This window comes from Afipia sp. GW822-FHT04G07 (assembly GCF_058800765.1).
This window is the reverse complement of record NZ_JBXAMP010000001.1, coordinates 2,366,862-2,382,316: the sequence shown is the minus strand read 5'-3', so window position 1 is coordinate 2,382,316 and position 15,455 is coordinate 2,366,862. Positions and strand designations below refer to the sequence as shown.

Genomic DNA, 15,455 nt, shown 5'->3' with positions numbered 1-15,455 from the left:
AGACGAGCCAATCGCCTTCATTGCCCATCATGGGGCAAAACGATCCACGGAGTCCAATGATGCCATCCGGCCTTTTGCTGCGAGCGTTAATCATCGGAATGGCGCTCTGGACCGCGGGGATGCCCGCTAGCGCGCAAACGGCGACCGATCTCGACAAGGTGTCGTTCGGCACCAACTGGGTGGCGCAGGCCGAGCACGGCGGCTTCTATCAGGCCGTCGCGGACGGCACCTACAAGAGCTACGGCCTCGATGTCACGATCGTGCCCGGCGGCCCCAATGTCAACAATCGCATCCAGCTGATCGCCGGCAAGCTCGATTTCTTCATGAGCGCGAACACGCTGCAATCGTTCGATGCGGTCGCCAACAACGTGCCCGTGGTCGCCATTGCGGCGATCTTCCAGAAAGATCCGCAGGTGTTCCTCGCGCATCCCGAATCCAAGGTCACGAAGCTTGAAGATCTCAAGCCGCTCACGCTGTTCGTGTCCAAGGAGGGAATGCCAACCTATTTCCAGTGGCTGAAATCCGAGTACGGTTTCAGCGAGGATAACGTGAAGCCCTACACCTTCAATGCGCAGCCGTTTCTGGCCGACAAGGCCAGCGCGATGCAGGGCTATGTGACGTCCGAGCCCTATGCCGTCGAGAAACGGGCGAAGTTCAAGCCGACCGTGATCCTGCTTGCTGACTACGGCTTCACCGCCTATTCGACGCTGATCGAGACGCGAACCGCGTATGCCGAGAAGAAGGCTGATCTGGTGCAGCGCTTTGTCGATGCCTCGGTGACCGGATGGTACAATTACCTTTACCGCGATAACCGTCCCGGCAACGCCCTAATCAAGAAGGCCAATCCCGACATGACGGACGACCTGCTCGCCTATTCGGTCGACAAGATGAAGCAGTACGGCATCGTGGATTCAGGAGACGCGCTGAAGGATGGGATCGGAGCGATGAATGACGCGCGTATGGCTGATTTTTACAGCAAGATGGCCAAGGCGGGGGTAACGCGGCGCGACATCGATTACCGCAAGGCTTACACCCTGCGCTTCGTCAACAAGGCGATCGGCCTCGATCTGCGGCCGAAAAACTGACGGCGCGCATATGTCCCTCCTCGAAGCTGACGATGTGGGCGATATGCCGCCGGGCGGCGCGGCGGTATCGCTGCGCGACGTCACCAAGATCTATGGCAACGGCGTCTCAGCCCTTGGGCCGTTCGACCTGACTGTTCGCAGCGGCGAGTTCGTTTCATTGCTTGGACCGTCAGGCTGCGGCAAGTCCACGGCGCTGCGCATCATTGCCGGCCTGAGCGAGCCGACCACAGGCCGCGTGCATGTTGCGGGGACACGGGACCGTTCGAAAGACAATCACAACATCGGGTTTGTGTTTCAGGAGCCGACGCTGATGCCGTGGGCGAGGGTGCGCGACAACGTGCAGCTTCCGCTCACGCTCGCGCACATTTCGCAGGCGGCCGCAACGTCACGCGTTGATCAGGCGCTGGCGCAAGTCGGGCTGACGGAGTTCGCGGAGGTCTATCCGCGCGAACTGTCCGGCGGCATGAAGATGCGGGTCTCACTGGCGCGGGCGCTGGTGACCGACCCGGATATTCTTTTGATGGACGAACCGTTCGCCGCCCTTGACGAAATCACGCGCTTTCGGCTGAACAACGATCTGCTCGTGCTGTGGCGCAAGCTGGGAAAGACCATCGTCTTCGTGACGCATTCAGTGTTCGAGTCGGTCTACCTGTCGCAGCGCGTGCTGATCATGACATCGCGTCCCGGCCGGATCGCGCAGGAATTTCGCATCGATGCCGCCGAGCCGCGCGGCGAGGATTTCCGCACGTCGTCTGAATATGCAGGTCACTGTCGCGACGTGTCTGCGGGGCTCGCCACAGCCAGTATGACCGGACCCATCAACGCCGGGATTGTCCGATGACGGCGCGCGACACATCGCCGTCACGGCTTCTGAAGATCGTGCTGCCACTGCTCGCACTCGCCGCTGGCGTTGCCATCTGGGAGGCGGTCGTCCGTGTCAACAATCTTCCCGCCTATGTGCTGCCCGCGCCGAGCGTGGTGTTTACGACGCTGGTTCAGGATTGGCCGATCCTGTTTGGGTCGCTGCTGACGACTCTGTCTACCACTGTTCAGGGCTTCATCGCGGCTGCCGTCGGCGGCATTGCGCTCGCGGTGCTGTTCAGCCGCTCGAAATGGCTGGAATATTCGTTGCTGCCCTACGCGGTGATCCTTCAGGTCACGCCGGTGATCGCCATCGCGCCGCTGCTGCTGATTTATCTTCCACAGCACGCGGCGGTCGTGGTCTGCGCCTGGATCGTCGCGTTTTTTCCGGTGCTGTCCAACACGACACTCGGACTCAATTCGGTCGACCGCAATTTGCTCGGGCTGTTTGAATTGTACGGCGCGTCGCGGACGCAGACGCTGCGTTATCTGAAACTGCCTTCGGCACTGCCGCATATTCTCGGCGGTCTACGTATCGCAGGCGGGCTGTCGCTGATCGGTGCGGTGGTCGCCGAAATCGCGGCGGGCTCCGCCGGGGCGGGTTCCGGGCTGGCGTATCGGATCGCGGAGGCCGGCTACCGGCTCAATATTCCGCGGATGTTCGCGGCGCTGTTGTTGCTCTCGATTGCTGGAATTGTCATTTATTTGGGCCTCTCGCTGGCCTCCTATCTTGTGCTACGACGCTGGCACGAAAGTGCGCTTGGAAAGGAAAACTAATGGCTGCCAATGGTTCTCAGGAAAAGGTCGATGTGCTGGTTTACGGGCCGTCGAAGCCGGTGATCGATGGAGGTTTTCCCGCAAATTTTGTTCTGCACAAATTCGAGAACCAGCACGATCTCAGCCGGCTGACGCCCGACGTGGCCGCCCGTATCCGCGGTATCGCCGTCACCGGCCTGGTGCAGGCTGACGCCGCGATGCTGGCGAAGTTTCCCAAGACCGAGATCGTCTCCAGCTTCGGTGTCGGCTATGACCATATCGATTCCAAGTACGCTGCCGAACACAACATCATCGTCTGCAATACGCCCGACGTTCTGACCGAAGAAGTCGCGGACACCGCGCTCGGCCTTTTGATCGCAACGGTGCGCGAATTCATCAAGGCGGACCGCTATCTGCGCGCGGGACACTGGACTACGCGGAGTTTTCCGCTCAGTCCCGGCTCGCTGCGTGACCGCAAGGTCGGCATGGTCGGCATGGGCCGCATCGGTCAGGCCATCGCGCGCCGTCTGGACGCGTCGCTGGTGCCGGTGGTCTATCATTCGCGCAACCCGGCAAAGGGCGTCACGCATAAGCACTATCCCAACCTGATCGAGATGGCGAAGGAGGTCGATACGCTGATCGCGATCACGCCCGGCGGCCCGTCGACGTTGAAGATGATCAACGCCGATGTGCTCAAGGCGCTCGGGCCGCGCGGCGTTCTCATCAATGTCGCGCGTGGCTCGGTGGTGGATGAGGAGGCGCTGATCGCGGCGCTCAAGGATGGCACCATCATGGCAGCAGGCCTCGATGTGTTCGCGAACGAGCCGCAGGTGCCTGACGCGCTGAAGACAATGCAGAACGTGGTGCTGCTGCCGCATATCGCCTCCGCTTCCATCACCACGCGCAACGCGATGGACCAACTCGTCGTCGATAATCTCAAGGACTGGTTCGCCGGCAAGCCGCCGATCACGCCGATCGCCGAGACGCCGGTGAAAGGCCGCTGATCGTGACCGGCGTCGGGCGCTTCGGATTCATGAGATCGTGGTTGAGCAAGCAGGCTTGCCTGCTTGCCTTCGCCGCGTTCGTTATGAGTGCGTTGAACGCCGCGGCGCAGGATACGCGATCGCTCACCGGCGACATGATCGGGCAGTGGGAGTTGTCGACGGCGGGCCGCGACAAAACCTGCGTCATCACGCTCAAGAGCGATTCGACACCGCAAGGATTGAAACTCGAACTTGATAAAGGTTGCGGCGATGCGATGCCTTTCACCAAGGCCATTGTAGCCTGGAGTGTGAAGGGTCTCGACATCGTCCGTCTGCAAGACGCCAAGGGACAGTCAGTCATCGATGTGACCGAGGTCGAAAGCGGCATTTTCGAGGGACTGCGGCAGGGAGAAGGGGTTTATCTGTTGCAGAATCTCGCTGCCGCCCGTGCCCTGTCGAAATCCGCTGACCAGTTGATCGGCGACTGGGCGATGGTGCGGGGCAGCGGCAAGTCGATCTGCGGACTGACGCTCACCAACACCGAAACGACGCCGGAGAATTTCGCGGTCTACCTGAAGCCGCGCTGCGATCCACTTGTGGCGGCTTTTGCGCCGACGGTATGGCGCATCGAGCGCGGCGAACTGCTTCTGTCATCGGCCAAGGGCGAAATCTGGCGCTTCGAGGCCGACGATAATGCACAATGGCGGCGCGTTCCCGACAGTGCCGATCCGCTGCTGCTGACGCGGCAGTAGCGTTTATTTGAGACATGATCTTTTCCGAAGCCGGATTCCACTTTTCGGGATCATGCCCTACATCAGCCGCAGGCCCTTCAGGCTGGCGTGGCCGTTCTTCCCGACGATGATGTGATCGTGCACCGAGATCCCGAGCGGGCTCGAGATAGCCATGATCGATTTGGTCATCTGGATGTCGGCGGTCGATGGCGTGGGATCGCCGGACGGATGATTGTGCACCAGAATGATAGCGGTCGCGGATAATTCCAGCGCGCGTTTGACCACCTCACGCGGATAAACCGGGGTGTGGTCGACGGTGCCGACCTGCTGCAATTCATCCGCGATCAATTGATTGCGCTTGTCCAGAAACAGAATCCGGAATTGCTCCTTGTCGGCGAAGGCCATGGCGGCGCGGCAGTAGTCGATCACCGACGACCATGACGACAGCACGGTCTTCTGCTTGAGTTGCCCCTTTGCGACCCGGCTCGCGGTCGCCGCGATCAGCTTGATCTCGGTGATCGCTGAATCTCCGAGACCGCTGACTTCCTTCAGACGCAACTCCGGCGCGTGAACCGTCTCGGCGAACGATCCGAATTTCACGATCAGCGCCTTGGCCAATGGCTTGACGTCGCGCCGCGGCAGCGCGCGAAACAGCACCATCTCAAGCAGTTCATAGTCGCTCAACGCATCCGCACCTGCCTCGCGGAAGCGGTCGCGCAGCCGTTCGCGATGGCCGTGATAGTGCGGCGCTTCGGAAAATCCGGACGGAGCTGCTGGATCGTCGGGGTCGATAGGCATGGCGCGAATACGTGCTCAAATATACTGCGAGCATCGCCGCGCCCGGCCGCATTTGCAACCGGCATTATAGCGTATCAAGAAACAAGAGCCCACACTGAAATGTTGGAGACGGACATTGCGGCCCGCGCGCCAGACATCAGGCCTTGTAAGGCGGCTTGTCCAGTTTGCCGGGAGAGAGCGTGAAAATTTCCACGCCATCCTGGGTCACGCCGACCGAATGCTCGAACTGCGCCGACAGCGAACGGTCGCGAGTCACCGCGGTCCAGCCGTCGGCGAGGACTTTCACGTGCGGCTTGCCGAGGTTGATCATCGGCTCGATGGTGAAGAACATGCCCGGCCGCAGGACGACGCCTTCGCCGGGGCGGCCGATATGAATGATGTTCGGCTCGTCATGGAACATCCGACCGAGACCATGTCCGCAGAAGTCGCGCACCACGCTCATCTGTTGCGGCTCGACGAAGCTCTGGATCGCGTGACCGATGTCGCCGGTGGTGGCGCCGGGCTTCACGGCGGCAATGCCGCGCATCATGGCTTCATAGGTGACGTCGATCAGCCGTTCCGCGCGCCGCGAAATCTCGCCGACGGCGTACATCCGGCTCGAGTCGCCATACCAGCCATCGACGATATAGGTGACGTCCACATTGACGATGTCGCCGTCCTTGAGCTGGCGGTCGCCGGGCATCCCGTGGCAGACGACGTGGTTGATGGAGGTGCAGGTCGAATAGCGGTAGCCGCGATACATCAGCGTTGCCGGATACGACTTGTGATCGAAGGCGAACTTCCGGACGAAATCGTCGATCTGCGACGTGAAGATGCCAGGCCGGACGATGGCCGACAATTCGTCGAGACAACGCGCAACCAGCGCTCCCGCCTTGCGCATGCCTGCGAAGGCACCGGGGCCGTGCAGCTTGATCTGGCCGGTTTTGCGCAGTGAGGTTTCGGTGGCTTCGACGTAGTTCATGAGGAATCTGGCTTCAAATCGAGGAATTGCTGAATTCCTCCCCAATTTAGTGGATGCAGCCTCCAACGCAAGCGGCGCCAACCGCCGGGCTGCCAAGCCTTGCTTTCAGGGCTTATTTCGGGCGTTTTTCAAGGATCGATCGGAATGGAACGCGCCAGCCTGACTTCGTCGCGGCTCAGGCTGCAGGTCCATGCCAGGGCCTCGACGCCGGCAGCGCGTGCCTTGTCGAAAGCGCGTGCATAGGCAGGGTCGATGTCGCGGGCCAGCGCGAAGGAGCGTGCCGAGCCGATCTGGATCACGAACAGCATGACCGCGCGGGCGCCCGAGGCGACCATCTCCGCAAGTTCATCGAGATGCTTCGCGCCACGCGCCGTCACCGAGTCAGGGAATTCCGCGATGCCGGTCCGGCGCATGAGATGCACGTTCTTGACCTCGACATAGCAAGGCGCGCGCGCGGGATCCTCCAGCAGAAAGTCGACACGAGAGCCCTTGCCGTTAATGACACGGCCGTATTTCACCTCGCGGCGAGTACTCGAATAGCCTGCCAATTCGGGGATTGTGCCGGCGGCCAGCGCTTCGGCCACGATCGGGTTCGGATGCATGGTGTTGACGCCGACGAGTTCCTGCGCGTCGCCAAAGTCGACCTCAATCAGTTCCCACGAGTAGGGCAGCTTGCGCGCAAGGCTCGGAGACTTCGACAGCCAGACCCGTGCGCCTTCGGCTTGCAACCCGGTCATGGCGCCGGGATTGGCGACATGCGCGGTGAGGATCGTGCCGTCCGCCATTTCCACGTCGGCAAGAAAGCGTTTGTAGCGGCGGATCAGGGTCGCCGGGACAAGCTCGCTGGTAAAGCGCATGTGGTGTCAGCTTTGTACGTCGACGACGGTTTCGACCGGCAGCGCGCCGCCGCGCACACGGATTTCCCGCACCGGATAGGGCACGCGGATGTTTTCGCTCTTGAAGGCATTCCACAGCTTCAGCATGACGTCGCTGCGGACATTGTCGGCGCCGACATCGAGATCGGCCACCCAGAATGTCAGTGAGAATTTCATACCTGTTTCCGCGAATTCCGTGAGCAGGCAATTTGGCGCCTTGAAGGTCGCAACGTTCGCAGTCTTGGATGCGATATCAATGGCAAGCTTGCAGACGATGTTCGGATCGGCGTCGTAATTGGTCGCGAAATTGACCTTCACCAGCATGTTCTTGTTGGTGTAGGTCCAGTTGACCACGCGCTGGGTCACCAGATCTTCATTCGGGATCAGGATTTCGCGGCCGTCGCCTGCCGCGACGGAAATATAGCGCGTGTTCATCGCGCTGATCTTCCCCGAACTATCGCCGATGGTGATGAGATCACCGGGCTTCACCGACTTGTCCGCCAGCAGAATCACGCCACTGATGAAATTGGCGACGATCTTCTGCAAGCCGAAGCCGAGGCCGACGCCGATGGCGCCGGAAAATAGCGCAAAGGCGGAGAGATCGATGCCCGCGGCGCTCATCACGACCGCAAAAGCGGCCACCATCAGCAGCAGGCGGACCATCTTGATCAGGAGAACCTGAACCGACGGGGTCAGATCGCGCGAGCGCGAAATCCGCGATTCGAGAAAATTGCCGATCATGCCGACCAGCCACATCGCGATGCCCAGAGAAACCGCGACTTTCAGGATCAGCAGGGGCGTGACGCGCAGCGCGCCGAGCGGGATCGATACCGAATCCAGCGCCGCCGTCACCTCGTCGAGCTTGCCGATAATGCTGAGTGCCGCGACGATCCAGGCCGCCACCGCGACCGCGCGAACCACGAATTCGTTGCGGATCAGTCCGGTCGCCAGCCGGATGATGACCCAGGCTGTGGCGAGGCTGGTCGCAATCGAGAGCAGGTAGCCGCGGCTCAGCAGATCGGTCTGCACCAGCACAACCCGGGTGATGCTGGTGAGCAGCGCGAAGATGATCGTCCCGGCGCGGCTCATCAGCACCCGGATCAGGACCCGCAGCGGGGCCGGCAGGCCCATCGACAGCGATGTCGGGTCGACCCGTGCGCGCAGGAAACTCGCCGCCGCGAGCGATAGGCCGGCGGCGGCAAGGATGGCGCCGGCCTGGAAATAGAACCAGGGCGAAAGGAGATAGGCCTCGGCGGAGCGGATTGTCGCCTGCAGCGCCCGCTGGATGTCGTCCAAATCCATCGTCAGTTTGACCTTGCAAAGAGGGAGCGCGGCATGGGCATCCCGGATCGATTCGAGTGCATGCCAGATTCCCACATTCGAGGGGCGCAAGCGCGTGGAAATCGTGTGTGCCGGGGACTTAACACCAGTAAATCCGGCACAATCGTGATCACTGCGACAAAACGGTTGGCGCTGGGCCGATGCGACGATATTGATGCAAGTGCAGGTATTTTCGGGAAAGCGGCGCGCGGACACACATGAACTAATGGCATCCCTCGACTCGGTCAGCATTGCCATTCTTCTCGGCGCGGTTCTCGTGATGGCGGGCATCCTGTCGAGCCTGCTGGCGTTGCGCTTCGGTGCGCCTTTGCTGCTGGTCTTCCTGTTCGTCGGCATGGCGGCCGGCGAAAGCGGGCCGGGGCAACTTCATTTCGACGATGTGCGCACCACCTATCTGGTCGGTTCGCTGGCGCTGGCGCTGATCCTGTTCGACGGCGGTTTGAAAACCAGGTTCCAGACCATCCGGACCGTTCTGGCACCCTCGGTGGTGCTGGCCACGGTCGGCGTCCTGGTGACCGCGCTGATCACGGCTCCGGTCGCGAAATACGGTCTGAACATCGGCTGGCCCGAAGCACTCTTGCTTGGCGCGGTGGTGGCGTCCACCGACGCGGCCGCCGTTTTCCTGCTGGTCCATGCGCAAGGTCTGCGGCTGCGTCCGCGCGTCGGCGCGACGCTTGAGGTCGAATCCGGAACCAACGATCCGTTCGCGATCTTCCTGACGCTGGTGCTGGTGGAACTGCTGTCGATCGGCCAAAGCAGTTCGCTTCATGTCGCCCTGCAATTCGGGCGCGAGGTTTTTCTCGGCGGCCTGATCGGCGTTGTCGGCGGATGGCTGGTGGTGCTGGCGCTGAACCGCGTTTCTTTGCCACAGGGATTGCACGCGCCATTCGTCACCACCGCGGCGCTGGTGATCTTCGGTGTCGCTCAGATTTGCCACTCCTCGGGATTTCTGGCGGTCTATCTCGCAGGCATGTTGATCGGCAACCGGCCGACGCGCGCGCATAATTCCGTTGTCGCCTTCCTCGACGCCGCCACCTGGCTCGCGCAGATCGTCATGTTCGTGATGCTGGGTCTGCTGGTGTCGCCCGAACGGACGCTCGGGACGTTGCTTCCGGCGGTCGGCGTCGCGCTGGTGCTGATGCTGGTGGCGCGGCCGGTCGCGGTGTTCCTTTGCCTTGCGCCGTTCCGGTTTAACTGGCGGGAGAAGATATTCATCTCGTGGGTCGGCCTGCGTGGCGCGGTCGCGATCTTTCTGGCGTCGATTCCGATGCTGGTCGGGCTGCCCAATGCGCAGGTCTATTTCGATGTCGCCTTCGTCATCGTCATCATTTCACTGCTCTGTCAGGGGTGGACGCTGGGTCCGGCCGCGAGGTGGCTTCACGTGGCGCTTCCGCGCGCAGATCGCGGCCCACGGCGTATCGAACTGGATCTGCCGGGGCAACTCGAGCAGCAGCTCGTCGGATATTCCGTCCGCGCCAACAGCCTGTTTCTGAAACGCGGTCTGATTCCATCGTGGTCGAAGCCGACGCTGGTGATCCGCGACGAGAAAATTCTGTCACCAATCGAAGCCGAGCCGGTGGTCAAGGGCGACTACATTTATCTTCTTGCGCCGCCGGAGAAGGCCGAGTCGCTGGACCGGTTCTTCGTCGACATGCATGTCGTGCCCGCGCCCGACCCGCATCTGCTCGGCGACTTCACGATGCCGGGTGACGTCACCCTGAAGGATGTGGCCGACATCTACGGCGTCACCATCGCGGCGAGCGACGCGCATCTGACGCTCGCGGACTATTTCGATATTCACCTCGATCAGGCGCCACGTATCGGCGCAACCTTGCCGCTCGATTCCATCGTGCTGGTGGCGCGTCATATCGGCGGCGCGCGGGTAAGCGTGGTCGGTCTGCGCCTGCCGGAGGACGAAGCGCCGCCGGCCGCTCCCGTGACCCGCATCAGCATTGCGAAACGCAAGCTGTCGCGCATCTGGACCTGGCTGCTCGGAGCCTGAAAGCTACAGCGCCCGGGACGGCAGCAGCAGCGGGCCGTCCGGCGTCTCGACGCGATTGACCGAGATGCCGAAAATCTCGGCGATGCGTTCCGGCGTCAGCGCAAGCGCGGGCGTATCGTTGGCGACGATGCGGCCTTCATTCATCACAACGACACGGTCCGCGAAGCGCATCGCCAGCGCGAGATCGTGGATGATGGCCAGCACCGCCGTCCCCTGATGCGCGATGCGCTGAAGCAGGTCCATGACGATAAGCTGATGGCGTTCATCGAGAGACGCGGTCGGCTCGTCTGCGATCAGCACCGACGCTTCGGTGGCTAGCGCCCGGGCGATAGCGACGCGGGCGCGCTCGCCCCCCGACAGCGTCGTGATCAGCCGCGCGGAAAACTCGCCAGTGGCAGTTGCCTCCATGGCGCGCTCGATCGCGATGCGGTCTCTTGCGGACGTTTGTGAAAACGGATCGGCATGCGGTTCGCGGCCCAGCGCCACGATGCTGTCCACCCGCATCGGCCAGTGAAATTCATGTCCCTGCGGCAGATAGGAAATGGCGCGTGCCCTGACGCGCGGCGCGAGATCGCGCAGACTACCGCCGTCGAACATCACCGTGCCTTCCGCTGCGATCACATTGGCCATGACGCGCGCCAGCGTGGTTTTGCCGGCGCCGTTGGGTCCGGCCAGAATCGTGAACTCGCCGGCGTTCAGCGTGAGATTGGCGCTGTCCACGATCCGGCGCGAACCGCGGACGACCGTGACGGCGTTGGCGACGAGGCGCGGGGCAGCATTCTGTTTCATTGGGTACTATCCTCCAGCGCGCGGCGCTCGTGGAAGATCATCGCCAGGAAGAACGGTACGCCGATCAGCGCGGTCACCACGCCGATCTTGATCTCGATGACGGCAGGGATCAGGCGCACCGCGATGTCGGCTGCCATCAGAAGCACTGCGCCCGCGAGCGACGCCGGCAGCAGCACGCGCGCGGGATCGGACCCGTAGAACCTGCGTACCAGATGCGGCGCGACCAGTCCGACGAACGAGATCGCGCCGGCCACGGAAACCGCAGCGCCGACGCCGAGCGCGACGCCGATCACCACCAGCACGCGCGTGCGCTCGACATTGACGCCGAGCGAGGCTGCCGCGTCTTCGCCAAGAGTCAGCGCACGGAACGCGCCGGCGTTCAGCGCCAGCACGAACCAGCTCACGATCATGAACGGTGCCGCGAGCCAGACATGCTCCATGCTGCGATCCCGCAGCGAACCGAGCAGCCAGAACGCGATCTCGAGCGCGATATAGGGATTCGGTGCAAGATTGAGGATCAGCGCGATAGCCGCACCGGCGAGGCTCGCAAGCGCGAGACCCGCCAGCAGCGTGACCGTCAGCGACGCGCGGCGTCCGGCGATGGCGACCAGCGCGCCGACCGACAGCAATGCGCCGGCAATGCCGCCGAGCGGCACAGCCAGCGACAGCGCGCCTGCGAAGCCGAATGCCATGATCGCGGCGGCAGCAGCCGCCGCTGCCTGTGGCGCGCCGAACAGTGAGGGTTCGGCGAGCGGATTGCGCAGCAGTCCTTGCAGCGATGCGCCGGCCAATCCGAACGTGGCGCCGATCAGCGCGGCAAGAATCGTTCGCGGCAGGCGAATGTCGCGCACGATGATCGAGACGACGCCCTGATCCGAAAACAGCGCAGCCGCGACCGCCCGAGGTGAAAAATCCGCAGGCCCGGTCATCAACGACAATGCGAATAGCGCAGCCACCAGAATGGCGAGCGTCACTGTCAGCAGATTGCCTTGTTCACGAGCCTGGCGATCGATGGTCATCTTGATCCGAAGAGGTCCTGGCGGCTGAAGGCCGCTGACGCAACACAATTGGCGTGGCATAACAGGCCGGCATGATCAAGAAAACCATCATCAGCGGCTTGCTTGTTTTGGCCATGGTTACCGCGTTTGGCGCCGCCGCGGGGATGGCGCGCGCGGACGGTGCGCCCCGGCGCGTCGTGTCCTTCAATCTCTGCGCCGACCAGTTGTTGCTTGCGCTGGCCGATCCCGGCCAGATCGCGGGACTGTCGCCCTATGCGGTCAATCCCGTCCTGTCCGTCATGACGGACAAGGCCGGGTCCTTCAGGCTGCTGGACTGGGACGCGGAGTCGGTCGTGAACCTTGCACCCGATCTGGTGCTCGGCGGCCCCAGTCATCGTCCCATTCATGCCATGCTGAGCGCGATGGGCATCCGGGTCGTGGATGTCGATCTCATCCGCAATCTTGCCGACGCGCGCCGGCAGGCGATCGAAATCGGAAAACTGCTCGGCCATCCGGAGCGCGGCGAAGCGCTCGCTCGCCAGCTTGAACAGGCCGAGGCGAGGCTGGCCGCGGTTGCCGTGAAGCCGCCGCTGACGGCGCTGGTGATCCAGCGCGAGGGTTACAGGGAAGGTCCTGCAAGTCTTGTCTCCGGCATGTTGTCCATCGCCGGATTGCTGCCGCCCGCGCAGATGCCGTCGGGAGCCGGTGGCTTCAAGGCAGCGGAGCAGGGCGGATTCACGTCGCTGGAACATCTGCTGACCGATGGTCCGGACGTGCTGGTGTTGCAGGATCCTCCGCGCGAAGCGCAGGATCAGGGCGCGCTGTTCATCACGCACCCGGCGCTGCTGGCGCGTTACGGAGCGAACCGGCGGATCGATCTTCCCGAGCGTTATACGCTGTGTGGCGGACCGCCGTTGCTGCAGGGGCTGGATTATCTCGCGACAGCGATCAAGGCGCTGAAGTAGATATTTTTGTTTAAACAGCCGCGGGCAAGACGTCGATGCCACCGCTGGCGATAACCTTGCCGCGCTTCAGCATCACCACATGGGTCGCCAGTTGCCGCATTTCGCCGGCGTCGTGGCTCACGAGCACCATCGGCACGCTGGCTTCGTCGCGCAGCCGGATAAAGTAGGGAAGAATCTCCGCCTTGCGCTCGTCATCGAGCGCGCCGAGCGGCTCGTCGAGCAGCAGCAGTTTCGGCTTTGCGAGCAGGGCACGGCCGAGCGCCACGCGCTGGCGCTCACCGCCGGACAATTGCGCGGATCGGCGATCCAGCAAATCGCCGATGTCGAGCAGTTCGATGGTGCGTGTCTCGGCGGCCAAATCCGGGGCGAAGCCGTTCATGCGTCGTCCGTAATCGAGATTCTGCCGGACGCTGAGATGCGGAAACAGCCGCGCGTCCTGGAACACGTAGCCGATCCGCCGCCGGTGCGGCGGGACATGAACACCGGACGACGTGTCGTCAAGAGTTTCGCCGTCGAGTGCGATCCGTCCGCGGTCCGGCGCGATCAGTCCTGCGATCAGGTTGATGATCGATGTCTTGCCCGCGCCGGAATTGCCGAACAGGCCGGTCACCTGTCCGTCGCTTGTGAAGGACGCGCTGAGCCGGAAATTGCCGAGCTGCTTTTCGACATCGACCAACAGCATATCAGTAGCCGTGCAGACGCAGCGTCGCCCGCCGCGCGAGTATTTCTGATGCGATCAATGCAGCCATGGCAATCGCGATGGACACGATCACGAGGCGGAGCGCGGCGGTGTCGCCGTCCGGCGTCTGGGTCAGCGAATAGATCGCCGCCGAAATCGTCTGGGTCTCGCCGGGAATGTTGGACACGAATGTAATCGTCGCGCCGAATTCGCCGATCGCCTTGGCGAAGCCGAGCACCATGCCGGCGACGATGCCCGGCGCTGCGAGCGGCAGCGTCACGGTGAGGAACACGCGCCATGGCGCCGCGCCGAGCGTGCTGGCGGCCTGTTCGAGCTTGCGGTCTACCGCTTCGATGGACAGCCGTATCGGCCGCACCAGCAACGGAAACGACATCACGCCGCAGGCCAGCGCGGCGCCAGTCCAGCGGAACGCGAACACGATGCCGAGGTGATCGGCGAGCCATCCGCCGACCAGTCCCTTGCGCCCGAATGTCAGCAGCAGCAGATAGCCGGTCACGACCGGCGGCAACACCAGCGGCAGATAAATCAGCGCGTCGAGAGCGCCTTTGCCCCAAAAGTTGCGCCGCGCGAGCAGCCACGCCACCGCGATGCCGAGCGGCGTGGCAACCAGCGTGGCAATGGCCGCGACCCTCAGCGAGAGCAGGATCGCGGTCCAGTCCGCGTCGGAGAGTTCGAACATGCGCCTCAGGATGTCGGCTTGATGAGGAATGTGAAGCCGTACTTCTCGAAGACGGCCTTTGCCGCTGAAGACCGCAGGAATGCGAGATAGCCGGTGGAATCCGCTTTCGCGCTGACGGTCGCCGCGACCGGATAGATGATCGCCGGATGCGAGTCCGCCGGGAAGGCGCCGATGATCCTCACGCCGGGATCGACCTTGGCGTCGGTCTCGTAAACGATGCCGAGATTGGCCTCGCCGCGCGACACCAGCGCGAGTGCCGCGCGGACGCTCTCCGCCATGGCGAACTTCGATTCAGCTGCCTGCCATGCGCCGAGTTTTTCCAGCGCGGCCTTGGCGTACTTTCCGACCGGCACGGCCTTCACGTCGCCGGTTGCGATCTTGCCATCGCCTGCGAGGTTGGCGAGATCGAAGCCCTGTCCGATCGTGACGTTCGTGATCTTGGAATCTTTCGGCGCGATCAGCACGATCTTGTTGCCGAGCAGATTGACGCGGGTGGGATCGCTGATGGTCTTTTTACCGGCGGAGTAATCCATCCAGTCGGTGTCGGCCGAAATGAAGATATCGGCTGGCGCGCCTTGTTCGAGTTGCTTGGCGAGCGCCGAGCTCGCGGCATAGCTTGAGACCACCTTGATGCCGGACTTGGCGGTGTAGGCGGCATTGGCTTCGTCGAGCGCGTTCTTCATGGACGCGGCTGCGAATACGGTGAGGGTCTTGTCCTGCACGGCGGCGGTCGGCTTCGCGTCCTGCGCATATGAAAGCGAGAACAGCGGCGCGCAGACAAGCGCGGTCACAACGAGAAAACGGGACATCAAAGTCATCTGGCGCTCCATAGCGGGTCGCGCGCCAAAGGCGCGCGGAAACCGGCTTTGATCATTTCATCTGACGACAAGCGGAAGCGCCGTTCCGGCAACCCCGGCAGCGCGCAGCATGC

Annotated in this window: 16 protein-coding genes; 7 read left to right on the top strand and 9 right to left on the bottom strand. The window is 62.8% G+C overall.

Features of this window, described 5'->3' with window-relative positions; all coding sequences use genetic code 11:
- Positions 1 to 59: 59 nt before the first annotated feature.
- The 5 genes from AC1RKJ_RS11660 (at position 60) to AC1RKJ_RS11640 (ending at position 4,437) form a co-directional block, all read left to right on the top strand.
- Entirely contained in the window at positions 60 to 1,085 is a 1,026-nt protein-coding gene (locus tag AC1RKJ_RS11660; RefSeq protein ID WP_492792716.1) for an ABC transporter substrate-binding protein, read from the top strand.
- Positions 1,086 to 1,095: 10 nt separating this feature from the next.
- Entirely contained in the window at positions 1,096 to 1,926 is an 831-nt protein-coding gene (locus AC1RKJ_RS11655) for an ABC transporter ATP-binding protein (protein WP_492791118.1), read from the top strand.
- Complete coding sequence (locus tag AC1RKJ_RS11650) at positions 1,923 to 2,723, top strand: ABC transporter permease (protein ID WP_492791117.1); 801 nt, start codon at positions 1,923 to 1,925, stop codon at positions 2,721 to 2,723. Before AC1RKJ_RS11655 ends, AC1RKJ_RS11650 begins: the two co-directional genes overlap by 4 nt.
- Positions 2,723 to 3,706: a 2-hydroxyacid dehydrogenase gene (locus AC1RKJ_RS11645; RefSeq protein WP_492791116.1), complete on the top strand. Its 984-nt coding sequence runs from the start codon at positions 2,723 to 2,725 to the stop codon at positions 3,704 to 3,706. Before AC1RKJ_RS11650 ends, AC1RKJ_RS11645 begins: the two co-directional genes overlap by 1 nt.
- A gap of 83 nt (positions 3,707 to 3,789) precedes the next feature.
- Positions 3,790 to 4,437 carry an AprI/Inh family metalloprotease inhibitor gene (locus AC1RKJ_RS11640; protein ID WP_492792715.1) on the top strand — a complete coding sequence of 216 codons (648 nt, stop codon included), beginning with the start codon at positions 3,790 to 3,792 and terminating at the stop codon, positions 4,435 to 4,437.
- Between the two features lie 57 nt (positions 4,438 to 4,494).
- Here AC1RKJ_RS11640 and radC read toward each other — a convergent pair whose 3' ends face one another.
- The 4 genes from radC to AC1RKJ_RS11620 form a co-directional block, all read right to left on the bottom strand.
- A complete protein-coding gene (gene radC / locus AC1RKJ_RS11635; protein WP_492791115.1) occupies positions 4,495 to 5,214 on the bottom strand; it encodes a RadC family protein in 720 nt (239 codons plus the stop codon).
- Between the two features lie 136 nt (positions 5,215 to 5,350).
- Positions 5,351 to 6,175 carry a type I methionyl aminopeptidase gene (gene map, locus AC1RKJ_RS11630; protein WP_492791114.1) on the bottom strand — a complete coding sequence of 275 codons (825 nt, stop codon included), beginning with the start codon at positions 6,173 to 6,175 and terminating at the stop codon, positions 5,351 to 5,353.
- Positions 6,176 to 6,303: 128 nt separating this feature from the next.
- A complete protein-coding gene (gene sfsA / locus AC1RKJ_RS11625; RefSeq protein ID WP_492791113.1) occupies positions 6,304 to 7,032 on the bottom strand; it encodes a DNA/RNA nuclease SfsA in 729 nt (242 codons plus the stop codon).
- A 6-nt stretch (positions 7,033 to 7,038) separates the two neighbouring features.
- Entirely contained in the window at positions 7,039 to 8,352 is a 1,314-nt protein-coding gene (locus tag AC1RKJ_RS11620; RefSeq protein WP_492791112.1) for a mechanosensitive ion channel family protein, read from the bottom strand.
- A gap of 244 nt (positions 8,353 to 8,596) precedes the next feature.
- Here AC1RKJ_RS11620 and AC1RKJ_RS11615 point away from each other — a divergent pair, with 244 nt between their 5' ends.
- A complete protein-coding gene (locus AC1RKJ_RS11615; protein ID WP_492791111.1) occupies positions 8,597 to 10,393 on the top strand; it encodes a potassium/proton antiporter in 1,797 nt (598 codons plus the stop codon).
- A gap of 3 nt (positions 10,394 to 10,396) precedes the next feature.
- Here AC1RKJ_RS11615 and AC1RKJ_RS11610 read toward each other — a convergent pair whose 3' ends face one another.
- Positions 10,397 to 11,182, bottom strand: coding sequence for an ABC transporter ATP-binding protein (locus AC1RKJ_RS11610; protein ID WP_492791110.1), 786 nt, complete (start codon positions 11,180 to 11,182; stop codon positions 10,397 to 10,399).
- On the bottom strand, positions 11,179 to 12,201 hold the full coding sequence (locus AC1RKJ_RS11605) for a FecCD family ABC transporter permease (RefSeq protein ID WP_492791109.1): 1,023 nt from the start codon (positions 12,199 to 12,201) through the stop codon (positions 11,179 to 11,181). The genes AC1RKJ_RS11610 and AC1RKJ_RS11605 overlap by 4 nt, the downstream gene beginning before the upstream one ends.
- Before the next feature lie 71 nt (positions 12,202 to 12,272).
- Between AC1RKJ_RS11605 and AC1RKJ_RS11600 the strand changes: the two genes are divergently transcribed.
- Positions 12,273 to 13,145, top strand: a complete 873-nt coding sequence (locus AC1RKJ_RS11600) for an ABC transporter substrate-binding protein (RefSeq protein ID WP_492791108.1) — start codon at positions 12,273 to 12,275, stop codon at positions 13,143 to 13,145.
- Positions 13,146 to 13,155: 10 nt separating this feature from the next.
- Here the strand turns inward: AC1RKJ_RS11600 and modC are convergent, their stop codons facing one another.
- From modC to modA, 3 genes are read right to left on the bottom strand one after another with little or no spacing between them, the layout of a single operon-like run.
- A complete protein-coding gene (gene modC / locus AC1RKJ_RS11595; RefSeq protein WP_492791107.1) occupies positions 13,156 to 13,827 on the bottom strand; it encodes a molybdenum ABC transporter ATP-binding protein in 672 nt (223 codons plus the stop codon).
- 1 nt (position 13,828) lies between these two features.
- On the bottom strand, positions 13,829 to 14,524 hold the full coding sequence (modB, locus tag AC1RKJ_RS11590; RefSeq protein WP_492791106.1) for a molybdate ABC transporter permease subunit: 696 nt from the start codon (positions 14,522 to 14,524) through the stop codon (positions 13,829 to 13,831).
- Between the two features lie 5 nt (positions 14,525 to 14,529).
- Positions 14,530 to 15,342, bottom strand: coding sequence for a molybdate ABC transporter substrate-binding protein (gene modA / locus AC1RKJ_RS11585; RefSeq protein ID WP_492791105.1), 813 nt, complete (start codon positions 15,340 to 15,342; stop codon positions 14,530 to 14,532).
- Positions 15,343 to 15,455: the final 113 nt, after the last annotated feature.